Here is a 16,995-nt window from a genome sequence, read left to right as displayed (position 1 = left end):
ATGCTCCTGTCGTGGTCCGGACTCAGTTGGTCTTGAGCGCTGCGCGGATGGTGGAGAACTGGTTGCCGGCCGCCTGGGAGGCGAACTGGAATCGCAGCACGGTGTCGACGTTCGAGATGGTCTCGGTGTCGAGGTTCACGTTGTTGCCGTCGAGGCGCGTCGGCTCGAGCGAGCGGGCGGTGGTCGCGCTCGCGTGCCCGTCGTGGTCCGCTACCGAGGCGGCGAGCGCGTCCTCGAACGAGACGCGCTCCGCCGTGTAGCCCGGCGTGTTGACGTTGGCGATGTTGTTCGCGATGGCGCGTTGGCGCGCGGCGAGGCCGTCGAGGGCGCTCGTCAGGGCGGCGCTGGTCACGGATTCGAGCACAGCTGCACTCCAGGGTCGTGGGGCGGCCCGTCCGTGGCCAGTCGATGAGCGATCCGTGCTCGAGAGGAGCTATCGGCAGCTCTTCCCCACCCGTTAGGAACGCATGCCAGGGATGTTCGCTGCACGATTTCCCACACCGTCATCCACAGCTTGTACCCCGTTGTGAATTACAGGCGTGTGTTTTCGAATGTGTATTCGACCGCGGCCAAGGGCCAGCAAACATGCCGGTCAGAGGCTGTTTACGAAGTCTGAGAATCTGAGAATCCACACATCCCGCGCGTGTCCTCCACACGATCGACCCCGTCATCCACGGATTCTCAACAGAGTTATCCACAGGTGGACAAGTGCTATGGGGTCAGCCGATGAGGTCGAAGTAGACCGGATGCGCCCCGACCTCGGATCGGGGTACAGAACGCACCGCCGCGAGATGCCGCGCTGTCGTCTGACGCACGTCCTCCAGATACCGGATGGTGTGCAGTTGCGCCTCGAGAAGTCGGGCGGCGCGCTCCTGCAGTTCCGGCGGGATGGGCCCGAGGGCGATCGGCGGACGCCAGGGGACAGGGTCCACCTTCGCGAGCGCACCGTGCAGCTCGTGCTCCATCCGGTCGAGGGCATCCGACCAGGCGACGGCTTCCGGCGCGAGTTCGTCAGGCGACACCGAGGTCACGATCCGCCTCGGTGGCGAGGTTCGCCGCGGGAAGCAGGGCGGCCGCCTCGTGCCAGGTCCTGCGGAGCGGTTCTGCCAGTTCGATGGCCTCGTGCACCTTGGCGGCGTCGCGTTCGATCATCCCGCCCACGATGAGGTCGGCGAGGTAGCCGTAGAGCTGGAGCAGACCATCGGCGCCGTCCCAGAGCTCGACCCGCAGGCTGCCGGCGAGCTCGGCGACGATCTGGTCCGCGTGCCGCAGGTTCTCCCAGGCGGTCGGCCACTGCGCCGCCTGCAACGCGGCTTCCCCGCGGTTGAGGTCCAGGAGCAGCCGGTCGTACAGCATCGTGACCAGCCGTGCCGGGCTCGCGGACAGCACGCTGTCGCGGTTGTAGGCCGAGAGCTTCGCGGCCGCCGAAGTGAGGAGGTTCATCATGCGCTCGCAGTCGGGAGGGAGGACAGCTGGCCGGTCAGCCACGACGACTGCGACTGCAGCTGCTGCAACTGGACCTCGAGGTTCGCGTAGGTCTTCTCCAACGTCGACCGCCGGTCGGACAGCCGGGTGTCCCAGTCGGTGATCTGGTCGTTGAGGTCTTTGACCGTCGACTGCTCGCCCTTGATGCGGAGGGAGAGCGAGCCGGTGTAGGTGTCGCTCGCCCCGGTCGCGGCGTCCGCGACCCGCTGGGCGATCGTCGTCAGCGCGCCCTTCACCGCGTCCGGGTTCGCGGCCATCGCGGTGGCGAACACGTTCTGGTCGAACGTGACCGATCCGTCGCGCTGGATGCTGATGCCGTAGGTGGAGGGCGAGACGCCGTTGATGGGGGAGCTGATCGCGTCCACCATCTGCTGGTCGATATCCCGGGCGGTCGAGTCGCCGGTGAACGCTCCACCGGAGACGACCGTGCCGCCGGCGGAGTCGGTGGAGGTGCTGACGGCCTGCTTCTGCGAGATGAGCGTGAGGATGTCGTTGACCTGCGAGACGAGCGAACTCGCCGCGGAGGTGAGGCCTTTGTCGTCGCGGGCCACGCTGAGGGTGACCGGCGTGCTCGAGACGGCGCTCACCGAGACGGAGACGCCCGGCAGCACGCCCGTGAAGGTGTTGGTCGCACTGGTGACGGTCTGCGCCGCGCCTGTTCCCGCCCAGAGGGTGAGTTGCGCATCCTGCGCCGCACGCACCTGGGCCGCGCCCGGGTCCGAGAGCAGGTTGGTCGCGGTGCCCGCGGTCACATCGGCGGGGGTCCCGCGGTAGGCGGTGAAGGCGCCGGCCGCCCCCGACTTCGTCGAGCTGAGCTGGAGGCGGTAGAGCTGCTGCCCGGTCGCGGGGTCCAGCCCGGCGGCGACCTGGGTCGCGCTGACGCCGACTCCGGCCTGGTTGATCGCTGCGGCGACGTCGGCGAGCGAGGAGCTGCCTGCCGTGACCTGCTTCACGGTGCCGTCGGCGGCAACGAAGGTGAGGGTCGGCGGCTGATCGGGCCACTGGGTCAGCGGGCCGGTGACCATCACCTGCGATTGAGCGAGCTTGTCGACGGTGAAGTCGATGGTGCCGTCCACTGCTCCGGTTCCGGCGGTCGCCGTGACCGAGGTGGAGGTGGTGGAGGCCGTGTGCAGGTCGGTGCCGGCGGGCTTGGCCAGCGCACCGGCCGAGGTGGCCAGGGAAGCGACCTTGGTGTTGAGGGCCTGCAGGGCCGAAATGTAGGTGGTGGAGTCGCTCAGCTTGTTCTTCAGCAGCGTCTGCGGGATCGCCTCCGCCTGCATGAGGCTGTCGATCAACTGCGTGGTGTTCAGGCCACTGATCAGCCCGTCTACGGCCATTCCCATGCGATGCTCTCCCTCCTACGACGGTGGTGCGGATGGTGCGGCGGCCGGGACGCGCTTTGGGGTCTGCGTCCCGGCCGCCGAGCCTGCTTAGCGGAGCAGCTGGAGCACGCCCTGGTTGGACTGGTTCGCCTGAGCGAGCATCGCCGTGCCGGCCTGCGACAGGATGTTGGAGCGGGTGTACTTCACCATCTCCTCCGCCATGTCGGTGTCGGTGATGCGGCTGGACGCGGCCGACAGGTTCTCCTTCGAGACGTTGAGGCTGCGGACAGCCGACTCGAAGCGGTTCTGCGAGGCGCCGAGCTCCGACCGAGCGGTCGAGATCGCGGTGATCGCGGTGTCGATCGCGGTGATCGTGGTGTTCGCCGTCGTGTTGCTGGTGACGTCGAAGCCGGTGGCGCCGGCCGCGCCGGACAGGGTGCCGACCGAGGTGGCGACGTCGGCCAGGCTGACCGCGATGGTGTCGTTCGCCGTCGAACCCGCGCCCACCTGGAAGTTCAGCGATCCGCCCTTGAGAAGGTCGATCCCGTTGAAGTTGGTTCCGTTGGTGATGCGGTTGAGCTCCTTGCCCAGCTCGTCGGCCTCCGTCTTGATCGCCGCGCGCGAGGTCGCGTTGTTCGAGTCGTTGCCGCCCTGCACCGCGAGGTCGCGCATGCGCTGCAGGATGGAGTGGACCTCGGTGAGCGAACCTTCAGCGGTCTGCACGACACTGATGCCGTCCTGAGCGTTGCGGGCGGCGACGGTCAGACCGCCGACCTGCGACTTCAGGCCCTCCGAGATGGCGAGGCCGGCCGCGTCGTCCGCCGCACGGTTGATGCGGAGGCCGCTGGACAGCTTCTCGAGCGACTTCGAGAGGTCGCCCTGCGTGTTGTTCAGGTTGCGGTAGGCGTTGTTCGCCGCGATGTTGGTGTTGATCTGCATACCCATGATGTTTCCTCCATGATGTGGGTGGTGGTGCGCGGCCCTTCCGTGGTCCGCATCAGCCTCTATCGGCTGTCGTTGCCGTCCCGTTAGCGGTCGTCCGTCAGGACGCCCGCGCCGAGCTCGGTGACGTGGGGGAGAGGCGGGAGACTCCCGCGACGGCATGCTGCGCGAGACGCGCGAGATACGCGCTGCGCCGGGCCTGCGAGGTCTTCGCCTCGATGACGACGGGGTCTCCCTCGTCGGCGTAGTGGGTGGCCATGCCCTCGCGCATGAGGCGGATCGCCTCGGAGCGCTGCTGGGACACGGCGGAGTGCGTGATGCCGAGTTCCTCGGCGATCTCGGTGACGGTGCGGTCATCGAAGTAGACGGCCTCCACGATGGCGCGCATCCGGTCGGGGAGGGCGGCGACGGCGGCACGGACGTAGGCGGTCTGCTCGTTCGCCAGAAGGGAGTCCTCGGGGCCGACGGTCTCGGAGACCAGCAGCGGCTCGATCGTCTCGTCGAGGGCGGTGACGGTCCGGGAGGCGTCGGCGAGGCCGGCGATCGCGGTCTCGCGGTCGACGCCGAGCGCGTTGGCGATCTCGTCGACGCTGGGCTTGCGGCCGAGCGCGGCCGTCAGGCTCTCCTGCACCGCCAGCGTCTCCTTGATTCGCTTGCGTGCGGAACGCGTCGCCCAGTCGGACGCGCGCAGCTCGTCCGCGAGCGCGCCGAGGATGCGGGTGCGGGCGTAGGCGCCGAACGGCACCCCGGTGGTGGCGTCGTAGGCGTCGGCGGCGGTCACCAGGGCGACGGCGCCGGCGGAGGCCAGGTCGTCGCGCGACAGGTGGGTGGCGCGCGAGCACAGGTCGGAGACCAGGTAGCCGACCAGCGGCAGGTTCTCCACGACGAGCGTGTTGCGTTCGTTCCGGTTCACGCTGAGCGACCCCTTATTCATCGGACGGGTAGTTCACGGCGGCCTCTTTCGGGGAGGTCGTCGCTGGTACTCGGGCGGTGCGGTACACGCTCGGACTTACTTCGGGTGCCGAGCGAGGTGCTAGGGGTCTTCCGCTGTTCACGGTAACAATTCGAACCTGTTCAGATTGCATGGCGGCTGTCCCCATTACGGGGCAGCACGTACCCCCAGTACGGGGAATACTGACAAGCGGTGGTGAGGCGGTAGGTCGGTCCGCACTTCGGGGGACCTCGGCGCCTAACATCGGGCGCAAGCGTGCCGATGGTCTGGATCGGCGGGGGACACATCCCCCCACCTTCAGACCCGAGGAGACCAGGTGCGCACATCGACTCACGAGGAAGTTGGTAGCGACATGGCCGCGAGTGAGCTCTCCGCACAGCTGTGGAAGGAGCGGGAGCTTCTCGAGCTCCTGCTGTTCAAGCTGGAGGAGGAGCAGCTGCTGCTGATCGCGGGGAAGTCCCGCTGGATCTCGCACGCCACCCGTGAAGTCGAGCAGGTCATCGAGCGGATGCGCGCCATCGGTCTCGCCCGCACCGTCGAAGTGGCTTCTCTGGCAGAGCAGTGGGGGCTGGGGCAGGATGCGACCCTCCGCGAGCTCGCCACCGCGGCGCCCGACGGCATCTGGTCCGACATCTTCGGCTCGCACCTCGCGGCGATGACCGAGCTCACCGGCCAGATCGCGGAGGTCCGCGACACCAACGAGCGTCTGCTGCGCGAGGCGGCGCGGTCCACCCAGGAGACCATGAGCTCGCTCGGCGGAGCGGGCGACGACCCCGGCGTCTACGGCGTCGGAGGCACCGGCACCGTCGGCGACACGGCGCGCTTCTTCGACACGGAGGCCTGACCGGATGAGCACTTTCAGCGGGCTGAGCACCGCGTACTCGGGCCTCGTCGCGGCGAAGGCCGGACTGGATGTGGTCGGCCAGAACCTCGTCAACGCCAATACCCCGGGGTACACCCGCCAGCGGGTGAGCACCTCCGGCGTCCCCGCCCTGGCATCGGCCGGGCTGTTCAGCGGGGGAGTACGGCCCGGGCAGGGTGTCAGCGTCGACGGCATCCAGCGCCTCGACGATGCTGCGCTCGACTCCCGGGTGCGCACCACCACCGCCTTGTCCGGTTACACGAACACGCGGGCGGATGCACTCGCCACGCTCGAGTCGTCGCTCAACGAACCCGGCACGAACGGGCTCTCGGCGCAGCTTCAGAAGTTCTGGTCCGCCTGGGGCGACGTCGCCAACCAGGCGGGTGAGCAGGCCCCCGCGGGCGTGCTGCTCGGTCAGGCGGGCAGCCTGGTCACCCAGCTGCAGAGCGGCTATCGCGCGGTCGACGACCAGTGGACCACGCTGCGCACTTCGGTCGACGGCATGGCCGCCGACCTGAACACCGCGGCGACGGCCGTCGCCGACCTCAACGGACGCATCCGCGCGGCTCTGTCCTCGGGCCAGTCCGCGAACGAACTTCTCGACCGCCGCGACCTGCTCACCGCATCCATCGCGAAGCTGGCCGGGGGAGTGGTGCGGCCGAACGACGACGGCACGGTGGATGTGCTGGTCGGCGGCAACGCGCTGGTCTCGGGCACGACCGCGAACGCGGTGCAGGCCGCCGGAGCGAGCCGCATGGCCGACGCCGCCGCCGATCCTGTGCGCCTGGAATGGACCTACCGGCCGGGCGCCGCCATCGCCCTGGAGGGCGGATCCATCGCAGGCGCCGTCTCGACGCTGGCGCCCGCCGACGCCTCCGGGACCGGCGGCGTGCTCGCCGAAGCCGCGGTCAGCTTCAACGCCTTCGCCGTCTCGCTGGCGCAGCGCGTCAACGCCATCCACTCGACCGGCACGACACCGACGGGTGCGACCGGGCTCGACTTCTTCGCCATCGACCCCACCAAGCCGGCCGCCCTGGGCCTCTCGGTCGTCCCGACCGGCGTCAGCCAGATCGCGACCGGTACGCCGGGAGCGGGCGGCACGGACGGCAGCATGGCGGACGCCATCAGCCAGCTGGGCACCGGCTCGAACGCCGTCGACAAGCAGTGGGCCGCCTTCGTGGTGCGGGTCGGCGTGGCCAGCCGCACCGAGCAGCAGCAGTCCGACCTGGCGGATCTCGCCACCAGCGCCGCCACGAACGCCCAGCTCGCCGGATCCTCCGTCGACCTGGATGAGGAGAACATGAACATGCTGTCCTTCCAGCACGCCTACCAGGGGGCCGCGCGCGTGATGACCGCCGTGGACGAAGCCCTCGATGTGCTCATCAACCACACCGGACTCGTCGGGAGGTAGCCATGATCAGCCGTGTGACCAACGCGACCCAGACCCTCAACGCCCAGCGCAACCTGCAGCTGAGCCTGCAGCGTCAGGCGGAGCTGTACGACCAGGCGACGAGCCGTCGGCTGCTGAACAAGCCCTCCGACGACCCCACCGCCACGGCGAGCGCCCTCGGCGTCCGCGCCGACCAAGCCTCGACGGCTCAGTACCAGCGCAACGTCGACAACGGCGACGCATGGCTGACCACCGCGGACTCGGCCCTGACCTCCGTCGAGTCGCTCATGCACCGGGTCCGCGACCTGACGGTGCAGGGCGCGAACGACGGCGCCATGTCGCCGGAGGCGAAGGAGTCGATCGCGACCGAGCTGGACGGCCTGAAGAAGAGCCTCCTCTCACTGTCGAACACCACCTACCTCGGGCGGACGGTCTTCGCCGGCAACTCGGATGCGGGCGTCGCGTTCCAGCCCGACTACTCGTTCACCGGAACCGCGGGAAGTACAGTGGAGCGCAGGATCGGCCCCGACACCACGGTGCGGGTGGATGCCGACGGTGCAGCCGTCTTCGGAACGGGCGCCTCGTCGGTGTTCGCGCTGATCGACAACACCGTGAGCGACCTCCGCAGCGGGGTGAGCGTTACCCCGCGCTTGGCGGAGATCGACGACAGGATGAAGGCCATCGTGGGAGAGCACGCGGAGGTGGGCGGCCGCCAGACCCGCATCGACAAGGCGAAGGATGCACTCGCCGTCGGCGCGAACGCCCTCGAGGGGCAGCGTTCCTCCCTGGAGGACGTCGACCTCAGCAAGGTGATCCTCGACCTGAAGACGCAGGACGTGAACTATCAGACCGCGATCGCCGTCACGGCGCGCGTCCTCCAGCCGACGCTGATGGACTTCCTCCGATGAGCGCCGTCCGCTTCCTCGCCCCGCCGCCCGGGCTGGAGCCGCTCGACGAGTTCACCCTCGACCCGGTCCCCGGGGCGGATGGCCTCTACACTCTGGCCTCGGTGGAGCGCCCGGAGATCCGGCTGTTCACGCTGGACGCCGAACGTCACCTCCCGGGCTACTCGCCGGAGCTGCCGGACGACCGCGCCGGCGAGCTGGGCGTCTCCGCGCCGGAGGACGCCCTGTTGCTCGTCGTGGTGACCCCGTCGCGCGAAGGCAGCACGGTCAACCTCCTGGCGCCCGTCATCGTGAATCGGGCGACCGGAGCGGCCCTGCAGCTCGTGCTCGATGACGACGCGTTCCCGGTGAGAGCCGAGCTCGCGGCGCTGGCCGGCGCGTAGAACCGGCCTAGCCGGCCTTCTTGGCCGGGCACGGCGCCGACTTCGTCATCGCTTCGACCGCCTGCTGTTCGGACCACGGGAGGGATGCGACGACCTTCGCGCCCTTCTGCTTCGCCGGGGTCTTGGACACGATCGAGGCGAGCCGCTGCGCGAGCAGCTGCGCGAATCCCGGACCGGGTGTCGAGTTGTTCAGCGCGACCACGATGGTCAGGCCGGAGGCCGGGTCAGAGTACACCGCCGAGAGGTACCCGGGGACGGCGCCGCTGCTCCCGCGGAGCGGGCCCAGCAACTGCACACCCAGCCCGTAGCGCTCCCACGACTGCCCGTTCACCACGGCGTCGACCTGGGCCTTCCGCGACTTCTCGCTCAACAGGCTGCCGCTCGCCAGCGCCTGGCCGAACGCCTTCAGGTCATGCACGTTCGACACGACTCCGCCGGACGTCCACCCCTGCGACGGCGACATCTTGCTGACATCCCGCATGGGTGAGCAGACCACGGCTCCGGCGCCGTCGAGCCCCACGGAGTACCCGACCGCGTGCGGGCCGGGCACCGAGAACTGCGAGCTGTCCGGCAGCGATGAGGAGGTCATCCCCAGCTTGTCGAAGACGTACTGCTTGTAGAGCTCCGGCCAGCTGCGATTCGTCGCGTTCTGCAGCGCCATCCCGACCAGCACGGCGTTCGTGGCCGATCGGCCGTACTTCTCGCCCGGGTTGCCGTAGCGCTCCATGGCGATTCCGTCGCTCGCCAGTTCGAGAGGCGGCCACTGCCGGGTCGGGTTCATGAGGAACTTGGGGTTCAGCTGGGCGATGTAGTCGCCGATGCCGGAGGTGTTCTGGCAGAGCTCGCGCATGGTGACGCCCTCGACGCCGACCAGTCCCGGCAGCCACTTGGTGAGCGGATCGTCGAGGCTCACGACGCCGTCGTCGACCAGTTCGAGCAGGACGGTGCAGGTCATCGGGACGGTGTTCTGCCCGATCCGGAACGTCATGTCGGCCGAGACCGGCGTCGTCCCTCCGCGTTTCGTCGTGCCGAGCGCGTCCGTCCAGCTGCCCGACCAGGGCGCCCACACGCCCACGAAGGCGGCGGAGGCATCGGCGAGCTTCATCCCGTCGGTCACCGCCGACGACAGGCGCTTCTCCACGTCCTTCGAGAAGCCGCCCGACTGCTGCTCGGGCAAGTCGGCGCTCCCCGCCGTGGAGGTGCACCCGGCAAGGATGAGCGCCACGATCCCGGCTGTCGCGGCGAGCGCGATTCGCCCGAATCTGCTCTGTCGTCGCATCGATAAATCCCCCGGCGGTCGCCCTGCGTGTCCAGCGATTGTAACGTGCGGCAGAAAGCCACCGGTCGCGCAAGGGCCTGTGGCCGCAATCCGATTGGGTCGATGCTGCGAATGGGTTAGTGAGGCGCGCGTCCGTGCGCCGTCCTATGGAAGGAACAAGACAATGCGCACATCACCGAATCGCCTTGTGGCCACGATCTTCGGAGCGGTGTACCTGCTGGTCGGTCTGCTGGGCTTCGCCGTCACCGGTGGAGTCGGATTCGTCGCCACCAAGGGCGGCCTGCTTCTCGGCATCTTCGAGGTGAACCCGCTGCACAACATCGCGCACCTCCTGATCGGCGCAGCACTGCTGATCGCCGGCCTGACCCGCGTCGCCGCCGCCAAGGCGGTCAACACCACCGTCGGTGCCGTCTACCTGCTCCTCGGCATCATCGGCTTCTTCCTGGTCGGCACGGACGCGAACATCCTCGCTCTGAACACGCCCGACCACTTCCTCCACCTGGTGAGCGCGATCGTCCTCCTCGGTACCGGCCTCGGCGCCGACCGCGGGACCCGCGCCCGTACGGCCGCCGCCTGACCGGCGGGGCCACGGCTCCTATGAGCAGGATGACGGATACGCTGCGGGTCGCCCCCGCCGCCTCGGCTTCGACAGCCGTCGCGGCGGGCCCGGCGACCCGTGCGTTCCTCGCCGTGGCCGCACTGGGGGCCGGGTTGCTTCACGCAGCCCTGGCCCCCAGCGCACCTCCTGCACTGCTGGCCGCCTTCCTGATCCTCGCTCTCGCAGAGCTGGGATGGGCGGCCGCCACCCTCGCGCGCGACCGGCCGCCGGTGTTCCGGCTGATCCCGGCGCTTGCGCTCGTCCCGGTCGGCCTGTGGGCGGCTCTCGCCGTCGTCGGCGCCACCGCTTCGGGCGGAACGGTCCTGGCCCTTCCGCTGGCGCCGATGGGCGCCGCCTCACTCCTGGATGTCACGATCGCGGCCACTGCAGCCGTCGTGATCCGTCGTGGACGCCCGAACCCGGACCAGTCCGGCTCGATGCGGTTCGTCATCGCTCTGGCGCTCAGCGCCTCCGTGGTCTGCGCCGTCACCATCCCGGCGCTCGGGCTCACCGATGCGGGAATCGCCGCGGTGACGGTTCACCACCACCACTGAGCCCTTTGGGCACCGCCGTCAGCGGCGTCGCCGGGTCGCGCTCAGCGCCGGGTGAGTGCGAACGACGTCCCGCCGAAGCGCACCACCGAGCCGGGATCCACCTCGTGCCGGGTGTTCGGATCGCACGCGAACGTGCCCTCGCCCGGGTAGGTGATCGTCGTGCCGTTGGCGGATCCCAGGTCCATCACCCAGAACACGCCGTCGTACTGCCCGAACGCCAGGTGGGCGCGCGAGACCGACTTCCGGTCGTCCTCCACGGTGATGAGCTCGACGTGACCCGGGTCGTCCATCTCGGTCCCCGGCGTGTGCACAGCAGGATTGCGCCCGATCACCCCGTTGCCACTGGTCTCGACGCGTTGGCCGTCGCTGAAGTCGAGCACGAACGTCACCGCCACAGCGGTCCCCTCTCGTTCATCCCACCGACGCTCCGGCGACGGGCATGGTGACCGGTCGGGCGTCGCGCATGAAGCGCTCGACGTCCGGATCCACCGTGATGTCGCTGGGCCGCAGCGGACGGGTCAGGTACAGACCCTCCAGCGTCGTGATCCGGCTGAGCGCCACGTAGGTCTGGCCGGACGTGAACGCCCGCGAGCCCAGGTCGACGATCGCCGCGTCGTACGTCTTGCCCTGCGACTTGTGGATGGTGACCGCCCACGCGAGCCGCAACGGGAACTGCGTGAACTCGGCCACGACGTCCTTCGTCAGCTTCTTGGTCTCCGGCGACCAGGTGTAGCGGAACTTCTCCCAGATCGCCGGCTCGACCTCGTGCACCTCGCCGTCGACGTCGACATACACGTTCGAGTCGATCTTCGTCACGGTGCCGATGGTGCCGTTCACCCAGCGGGGACCGTCTCCCTGGCCGACGTCGTTGCGCAGGAACATCACCTGGGCCCCGACTTTCAGCTCGAGGGACTCGTCGGCCGGGTAGTTCCGGCCGCCGAAGTCTCCGCTGACCTCGGCCTTCGCGGTGAGCACGCGGCCCGGGAGACGCTCCAGCGCGTGCGCGTTGATGCGGTTGACCGTGTCGTTGCGGGTCGCCAGCGTGATGGTGCCGTCATCCGGAGCCGGTCGCGCGCCGACCTCGTTGAGCCGATCCGCGATCTCCTTCGTCACCTGCCCGTGGCGCACCGCGTTCAGCATGAACCGGAAGTCGGACTCGTGCTGCCGGTGGACCTGCAGCAGTTCGACGATGCGCAGGTCGGTCTCCTGCCACACGCGCGCGTCGAAGAACCACATCGACCGGTAGGTGTCGGCGAAGTAGGCCCGCTCCTCCTGGTCGCCCGGCACGGGGGCCAGCTGGTACGGATCGCCGAACAGGACCACCTGGACGCCGCCGAACGGCTCGCCCGCACGCTGCCGGGCCTGGCGGAGGCTGCGGTCGATCGCATCCATCAGGTCGGCGTTGACCATGGAGACCTCGTCGATGACGAGCGTGTCGATGGTGTTCAGGAGCTTCCGCAGCTCTGCGCTCTGATCGATGGCGTGATCGGCGATCACGCCGATCGGCAGCCGCAACAGCGAGTGGATGGTCTGGCCGCCGACATTGAGCGCGGCCACACCGGTGGGTGCCGCGATCACCAGCGACTTCTCCGTGTTCCAGGAGAGGTGGTTGAGCAGCGTCGACTTGCCCGTGCCGGCGCGACCGGTCACGAAGACATGCTCCCGGGTGTGCTCGATGAGCTCGTACACCGCCTGCTGCTCCGGCGAGAGGGAAAGCCGGCCCATTCCCCGCCCCTTCCGCGTCGCCCGACCTGCCGGACTACTCTAACCCGCGCCCGAGGCCGCAGGACGGTCATCCACAGGACCCTAGGATGGCCTCATGGCTGTGGGGGACGCGCGAGCGCGCCGGCGCGCCGTCCTGCTCTGGTCGGGTGTCGGCGTTCTGCTGCTGGCCGCTTTCGCGGCCGGCCTCGGAGCCGTGCAACGCGCCTACTACAGCCCCAGCGGGTTCGTGGAGGCGTTCGCGCACTCCATCGCGAGCCGCGATGTGTCCGCCGCCCTCGCCATGCCGGGCGCGGCTCCGACCGCCGCCTCCCTGCGAGAAGCCGGACTTCCGCCCGGCGCATCGCGCGAGCTGCTGCGCTCCGACGTGCTGCCGGCGATCCGCGACGTGAGCGTCGTCTCGGACACCTCCAGCGCAGACGGGGCCCATGCGGTCACGGTCGAGGCCCGAGCCGATGGGCGGCCTGTCACCGCGACCTTCCGGGTCCGGCCGACGGGAGCAGTTCTCGGGCTGCTCCCGACGTGGTCGTTCGCGTCGACTCCGCTCGGTGCGGCCCGGATCACAGTCGCGCACGCCTCGTCGTTCACCGTCGGCCGGCACTCGGTGAGCCCGCGCGCGGCGTCCCCCGATCAGCCCGCCGGAGCCTTCAGCGTCTCGGCCGACTACCTCGTTCTTCCGCTGGCCCCTCTCGAGCTCGGCCACGACTCGCGGTACCTGCATGCCGCGCCGGTGACCGCCGCGGCCGCTCCCGGCACGATCGACGAGACGACCGTCGACGCGCAGCCCACTCCCGCCTTCACGACGGCGGTGCAACGGCAGGTGAACGCGTTCCTGGACGACTGCGCGAAGCAGCGCGTGCTCCAGCCCGCCGGGTGCCCGTTCGGCGCCGAGATCGACGATCGGGTCGAGGGCGAGCCCGTCTGGTCGATGGAGACGTACCCGAAGGTGCGCCTGGTCCCCGGCGATACGTCGTGGACGACGGACCGGATGGTGGGTGTCGCGCACCTGGACGTGACCGTGCAGTCGCTCTTCGACGGCACCATCTCCCACCGGAGCGATGCGGTCCCGTTCTCGATGAGCCTCAGCAGCGTCACGATCCGCAGCGACGGGTCGCTCGCGATCGTCGTCGCGCAGGACCCGTAACCGCCGGTCAGCGGGAGACGCGGTCGCGGTCCGCCATGCGGGCGAGCCGCTCGTTGTACGCCTGGAGTTCCGCGTCGCCTGTGCGATCGGCGTTGCGGTCGCTCCGCTTCGTCTCGCGTTCGTCGCTGCGGCTCCACTGGATGGCCACCACGATCGCGAGGATGACCGTCGGGATCTCGCCGATGCTCCAGGCGATGCCTCCGCCCGCCTGCTGGTCGACCAGCGGGGAGTCGCCCCACGTGCGGCCCATCGCCCCGAACCAGTCCGCAAGCAGGAGCCCGTGCATCTGCATGATCGAGAGGCCGAAGAAGGCGTGGAACGCCATGGTGAGCAGCAGGAGGAGCAGCCGGAACGGGTAGGCCAGCCGGTACTTGACCGGGTCGATGCCGATCAGCGACTGCACGAACAGGTAGCCGGTGATGAGGAAGTGGACGATCATCCACTCGTGTCCGATGTGGTCCGTGGTGGCCCAGCGGAACACGGGCGTGTAGTAGAACACCCACAGCGATCCGGCGAACAGGATGGCAGCCACGATCGGGTTGGAGATCACCGCAGCGAAGCGCGAGTGCACCGCCAGCAGCATCCATTCCCGGCCGCCGCGCGAGCCGTCACGCCGCTTGCGGATCGCCCGCGCAGCGAGGGTCACCGGCGCACCGGGCACGAGGAGGAGGGGCACTCCCATCGTCAGCACCATGTGTGCCGACATGTGAGCCGAGAACAGGTACTTCTCGTACACGTTCACGCCGCCGTTGGTGATGTAGAACAGCAGGACGATGCCCAGCGTCCACAGCACCGTGCGGTAGATCGGCCAGGCGTCGCCGCGGCGGCGCAGCCGCCAGACGCCCGCGAAGTAGAAGAACAGTGCGAAGGCGCAGGCCAGCACCCAGAGCAGGTCGAAGTTCCACGACGTGAACAGCCGGTCCCACGTGAGCGCGGGGGGCAGCTTCTCTCCGGTCAGGATCTCCGCGGGCGTCGGAGTGGCGGCCCGGGTCTCCGGAACCGGCGTGACCGTTCGCGCCAGTGCTGCGGCCACGCCTGAGGCGATGCCCATGAAGGCCAGCTCGGCCACCACGATCCACCAGAAGCTCCGCGTCTCACCGGACGTCTTGAGCCGGCCGATCAGGTACCGCCGCTGCGTGAGCCCGAACAGCCCGAGCGCGACCAGCGCCGCCACCTTCACGAGCACGAGGATGCCGTACGGGGTGGCCAGCTCGGCGAGCGTGCCGACACGCAACTCCGCGTTGACGTATCCGGAAGCCGCCACCACGATGAAACAGACCAGGGCAACCGTGGAGTAGCGCTCGAGCACCGTGACGAGGCGGCCCTTGCCGAACGTCTGCTTGACGACGATGAGGGTGACCAGGCCGCCCAGCCAGATCGCCGCGAACAGCACGTGCAGACCGAACGACGTGACGGCGGCGTCGTGGCCGGCGGCCTCCGCGCTGTGGCCCTGCTGGGCCATCGGCACGACGGTGGCCATGGCGAGAAGCGCCACGAAGGCGATGGCCGTCTGGTTGCGCACGGCGAAGCACAGCACGGTGACGGCCGCGGCGATGAGCGTGATCCCCAGCCACGCCTGGCCGAGCGAGACGCTCGTGATGAACGAGCTCAGCCCATTGCTGAAGGTGGCGTCGAACGACCAGGGAACGTTGGAGACGCTGACGAAGGTGAACAGCCCGGTGGCCGCCGAGGCGACCGTCATGACGGCCGCGCTGCCCGCGGCGAAGTCGAGTGCCTTCCCGTACTCGTCGCGGTCGGGGCTGAAAGCGAAGCACGCGAGCACCAGCGCACCCACCGTTCCGGCGACGCTCAGGTTGACCACGAGCGTCGCGGCGGGGAGCCCCCACCGCACGAGAGCACCCGGGTCGGCCAGCAGGGGAGCCGTTGCCCCTCCGCCGAATGCCAGCGCGAGAAGCATGGCCGCGACCGCTGCCAGAAGCAGGGCGGCGGGGCCGATCACGCGGAGAATTCGAGGCACCCGTCAAGCCTACGTCCCCACCCCTGGACGGGCGCCCACAGCGGCTGAGCTGGGGAAACCGACCTGAAGCGTCCGTCTGTGGACGAGACCGACGGCAGACAAGACGAGGGCGGCACCGCAGGTCGCGGTGCCGCCCTCGGGCAAAGCTGGGAAGGACTACTTGACGGCAGCCTTGAGCTTCGAGCCCGCGGTCAGCTTGACGCGGTGGCCGGCCGGGATGGAGATCTCGGCGCCGGTCTGCGGGTTGCGGCCGGTACGGGCGGCGGTCTCGCTGCGCTCGGCGGCGAGCCAGCCCGGGATGGTGACCTTTCCGCCCTTGGCGACGGTCTCGCTGATGGTGCTGAAGAACGCGTCGACGACGCTCGAGACGGTGGCCTGGCTCTGACCCGACGCCGCAGCGACGGCAGCAACGAGCTCAGTCTTGTTCAGGTTGTCAGCCATTGAGTGTCCTCCTCGGACCTTGTGCTGGATCTACAGCTATTTGTGGAACGGTTGAGGCCACGCGGGGCCATTACGTTTGGTCGGTCGACCGCCTCGAATGTATCAGAAACCCGCAGAAACACGCGGATTTTGGTGCCTTTTGCGCACATCCGCGGTCGATCTCCGGGTTCGGACGCGCCCCGGGTACGGCAAAGGGGCGCCCGGCCGAAGCCGGACGCCCCTCTGAACGTCGTCGCGCTGACTTACCAGCTGGACTTGGTGATACCGGGCAGCTCGCCACGGTGCGCCATGTCGCGGAAGCGAACACGCGAGATACCGAACTTGCTGAGGTTTCCGCGGGGACGGCCGTCGACGGCGTCGCGGTTGCGGACGCGGATCGGCGAGGCGTCCCGGGGGAGCTTCTGCAGGCCCAGGCGGGCGGCCTCGCGGGACTCGTCGGAGCCGTTCGGGTCGACGAGAGCCTTCTTCAGCTCGGCGCGCTTCGCGGCCCAGCGCTCGACGATGACCTTACGCTGCTCGTTCTTGGCGATCTTTGACTTCTTGGCCATGTTTAGCGCTCCTCTCGGAAGTCGACGTGCTTTCGCACTACAGGGTCGTACTTCTTGAGCACGAGGCGGTCGGGGTTGTTGCGACGGTTCTTCTTGGTCACGTAGGTGTAACCGGTGCCCGCCGTCGAACGGAGCTTGATGATCGGACGGATGTCCTGCTGCTTCGCCATTAGATCTTCTCCCCACGGGCCAGGAGGTCCTTGACCACGGACTCGATGCCGCGGGCGTCGATGACCTTGATGCCCTTGGCGCTCAGGGTCAGGGTGACGTTACGACGAAGAGACGGGACGTAGTACGTCTTCTTCTGGATGTTCGGGTCGAACCGACGCTTCGTGCGACGGTGCGAGTGCGAGATGTTGTGACCGAAGCCGGGAACGGCTCCAGTCACCTGGCACACTGCTGCCATTGGTTTCTTCTCCAATACCGTGGAGCCGGACGGCTCCACCCAAGGTCACTTGTCGGCGCACGACTTCCCCGCTTCGAGAAGTGG

At 68.9% G+C, this 16,995-nt stretch carries 21 protein-coding genes; 7 read left to right on the top strand and 14 right to left on the bottom strand.

The window, feature by feature from the left end; translation table 11 throughout:
• Positions 1 to 22 precede the first annotated feature (22 nt).
• The 6 genes from flgB to QRN40_RS07055 form a co-directional block, all read right to left on the bottom strand.
• Positions 23 to 364, bottom strand: a complete 342-nt coding sequence (gene flgB / locus QRN40_RS07080) for a flagellar basal body rod protein FlgB (protein WP_285114836.1) — start codon at positions 362 to 364, stop codon at positions 23 to 25.
• Positions 365 to 719: 355 nt separating this feature from the next.
• Complete coding sequence (locus QRN40_RS07075) at positions 720 to 1,022, bottom strand: hypothetical protein (RefSeq protein WP_285114835.1); 303 nt, start codon at positions 1,020 to 1,022, stop codon at positions 720 to 722.
• Entirely contained in the window at positions 1,012 to 1,443 is a 432-nt protein-coding gene (locus tag QRN40_RS07070) for a flagellar export chaperone FliS (RefSeq protein ID WP_285114834.1), read from the bottom strand. Before QRN40_RS07070 ends, QRN40_RS07075 begins: the two co-directional genes overlap by 11 nt.
• A complete protein-coding gene (fliD, locus tag QRN40_RS07065; RefSeq protein ID WP_285114833.1) occupies positions 1,443 to 2,828 on the bottom strand; it encodes a flagellar filament capping protein FliD in 1,386 nt (461 codons plus the stop codon). Before fliD ends, QRN40_RS07070 begins: the two co-directional genes overlap by 1 nt.
• 87 nt (positions 2,829 to 2,915) lie before the next feature.
• The gene (locus QRN40_RS07060) at positions 2,916 to 3,752 is read right to left on the bottom strand and encodes a flagellin N-terminal helical domain-containing protein (protein ID WP_285114832.1); all 837 of its coding nucleotides are present in this window, start codon (positions 3,750 to 3,752) and stop codon (positions 2,916 to 2,918) included.
• Positions 3,753 to 3,849: 97 nt separating this feature from the next.
• A complete protein-coding gene (locus tag QRN40_RS07055; protein ID WP_285114831.1) occupies positions 3,850 to 4,662 on the bottom strand; it encodes a sigma-70 family RNA polymerase sigma factor in 813 nt (270 codons plus the stop codon).
• 391 nt (positions 4,663 to 5,053) lie between these two features.
• Here QRN40_RS07055 and flgN point away from each other — a divergent pair, with 391 nt between their 5' ends.
• From flgN to fliW, 4 genes are read left to right on the top strand one after another with little or no spacing between them, the layout of a single operon-like run.
• Positions 5,054 to 5,545, top strand: a complete 492-nt coding sequence (gene flgN, locus QRN40_RS07050; protein WP_285114830.1) for a flagellar export chaperone FlgN — start codon at positions 5,054 to 5,056, stop codon at positions 5,543 to 5,545.
• Positions 5,546 to 5,549: 4 nt separating this feature from the next.
• Positions 5,550 to 6,974, top strand: coding sequence for a flagellar hook-associated protein FlgK (gene flgK, locus QRN40_RS07045; protein ID WP_285114829.1), 1,425 nt, complete (start codon positions 5,550 to 5,552; stop codon positions 6,972 to 6,974).
• Positions 6,975 to 6,988: 14 nt separating this feature from the next.
• Positions 6,989 to 7,861, top strand: a complete 873-nt coding sequence (gene flgL, locus QRN40_RS07040) for a flagellar hook-associated protein FlgL (RefSeq protein WP_350224754.1) — start codon at positions 6,989 to 6,991, stop codon at positions 7,859 to 7,861.
• The gene (fliW, locus tag QRN40_RS07035) at positions 7,858 to 8,241 is read left to right on the top strand and encodes a flagellar assembly protein FliW (RefSeq protein ID WP_285114827.1); all 384 of its coding nucleotides are present in this window, start codon (positions 7,858 to 7,860) and stop codon (positions 8,239 to 8,241) included. The genes flgL and fliW overlap by 4 nt, the downstream gene beginning before the upstream one ends.
• Before the next feature lie 7 nt (positions 8,242 to 8,248).
• Here fliW and QRN40_RS07030 read toward each other — a convergent pair whose 3' ends face one another.
• Positions 8,249 to 9,520 carry a serine hydrolase domain-containing protein gene (locus QRN40_RS07030; RefSeq protein ID WP_285114826.1) on the bottom strand — a complete coding sequence of 424 codons (1,272 nt, stop codon included), beginning with the start codon at positions 9,518 to 9,520 and terminating at the stop codon, positions 8,249 to 8,251.
• A 163-nt stretch (positions 9,521 to 9,683) separates the two neighbouring features.
• Here QRN40_RS07030 and QRN40_RS07025 point away from each other — a divergent pair, with 163 nt between their 5' ends.
• Both QRN40_RS07025 and QRN40_RS07020 read left to right on the top strand, forming a co-directional pair.
• On the top strand, positions 9,684 to 10,097 hold the full coding sequence (locus QRN40_RS07025; protein WP_285114825.1) for a DUF4383 domain-containing protein: 414 nt from the start codon (positions 9,684 to 9,686) through the stop codon (positions 10,095 to 10,097).
• 29 nt (positions 10,098 to 10,126) lie between these two features.
• Positions 10,127 to 10,672, top strand: a complete 546-nt coding sequence (locus QRN40_RS07020) for a hypothetical protein (RefSeq protein ID WP_285114824.1) — start codon at positions 10,127 to 10,129, stop codon at positions 10,670 to 10,672.
• A 41-nt stretch (positions 10,673 to 10,713) separates the two neighbouring features.
• Here the strand turns inward: QRN40_RS07020 and QRN40_RS07015 are convergent, their stop codons facing one another.
• Positions 10,714 to 11,067 carry an FHA domain-containing protein gene (locus QRN40_RS07015; protein WP_285114823.1) on the bottom strand — a complete coding sequence of 118 codons (354 nt, stop codon included), beginning with the start codon at positions 11,065 to 11,067 and terminating at the stop codon, positions 10,714 to 10,716.
• A 16-nt stretch (positions 11,068 to 11,083) separates the two neighbouring features.
• Positions 11,084 to 12,397 (bottom strand): ATP-dependent DNA helicase, encoded by a 1,314-nt coding sequence (locus QRN40_RS07010; protein WP_285114822.1) that lies wholly within the window; start codon positions 12,395 to 12,397, stop codon positions 11,084 to 11,086.
• Between the two features lie 94 nt (positions 12,398 to 12,491).
• Between QRN40_RS07010 and QRN40_RS07005 the strand changes: the two genes are divergently transcribed.
• Positions 12,492 to 13,538 carry a hypothetical protein gene (locus QRN40_RS07005; RefSeq protein ID WP_285114821.1) on the top strand — a complete coding sequence of 349 codons (1,047 nt, stop codon included), beginning with the start codon at positions 12,492 to 12,494 and terminating at the stop codon, positions 13,536 to 13,538.
• Between the two features lie 7 nt (positions 13,539 to 13,545).
• Here the strand turns inward: QRN40_RS07005 and QRN40_RS07000 are convergent, their stop codons facing one another.
• From QRN40_RS07000 to rpmB, 5 genes are all read right to left on the bottom strand, one after another.
• Positions 13,546 to 15,456: a bifunctional copper resistance protein CopD/cytochrome c oxidase assembly protein gene (locus QRN40_RS07000; RefSeq protein WP_502878935.1), complete on the bottom strand. Its 1,911-nt coding sequence runs from the start codon at positions 15,454 to 15,456 to the stop codon at positions 13,546 to 13,548.
• Positions 15,457 to 15,672: 216 nt separating this feature from the next.
• Complete coding sequence (locus QRN40_RS06995; protein ID WP_090039575.1) at positions 15,673 to 15,957, bottom strand: HU family DNA-binding protein; 285 nt, start codon at positions 15,955 to 15,957, stop codon at positions 15,673 to 15,675.
• A 242-nt stretch (positions 15,958 to 16,199) separates the two neighbouring features.
• Positions 16,200 to 16,505, bottom strand: a complete 306-nt coding sequence (gene rpsN / locus QRN40_RS06990) for a 30S ribosomal protein S14 (RefSeq protein WP_285114819.1) — start codon at positions 16,503 to 16,505, stop codon at positions 16,200 to 16,202.
• Positions 16,506 to 16,507: 2 nt separating this feature from the next.
• Positions 16,508 to 16,675, bottom strand: a complete 168-nt coding sequence (rpmG, locus tag QRN40_RS06985) for a 50S ribosomal protein L33 (protein ID WP_285114818.1) — start codon at positions 16,673 to 16,675, stop codon at positions 16,508 to 16,510.
• Positions 16,675 to 16,911 carry a 50S ribosomal protein L28 gene (gene rpmB / locus QRN40_RS06980; protein WP_018188988.1) on the bottom strand — a complete coding sequence of 79 codons (237 nt, stop codon included), beginning with the start codon at positions 16,909 to 16,911 and terminating at the stop codon, positions 16,675 to 16,677. The genes rpmG and rpmB overlap by 1 nt, the downstream gene beginning before the upstream one ends.
• Positions 16,912 to 16,995: the final 84 nt, after the last annotated feature.

The sequence above is a fragment of the Leifsonia sp. fls2-241-R2A-40a genome, from assembly GCF_030209575.1.
In the GTDB taxonomy this organism is placed as follows: Bacteria; Actinomycetota; Actinomycetes; order Actinomycetales; family Microbacteriaceae; genus Leifsonia.
The sequence above is the reverse complement of the archived record's forward strand: the minus strand, read 5'-3'. Positions and strand labels throughout refer to the sequence as shown.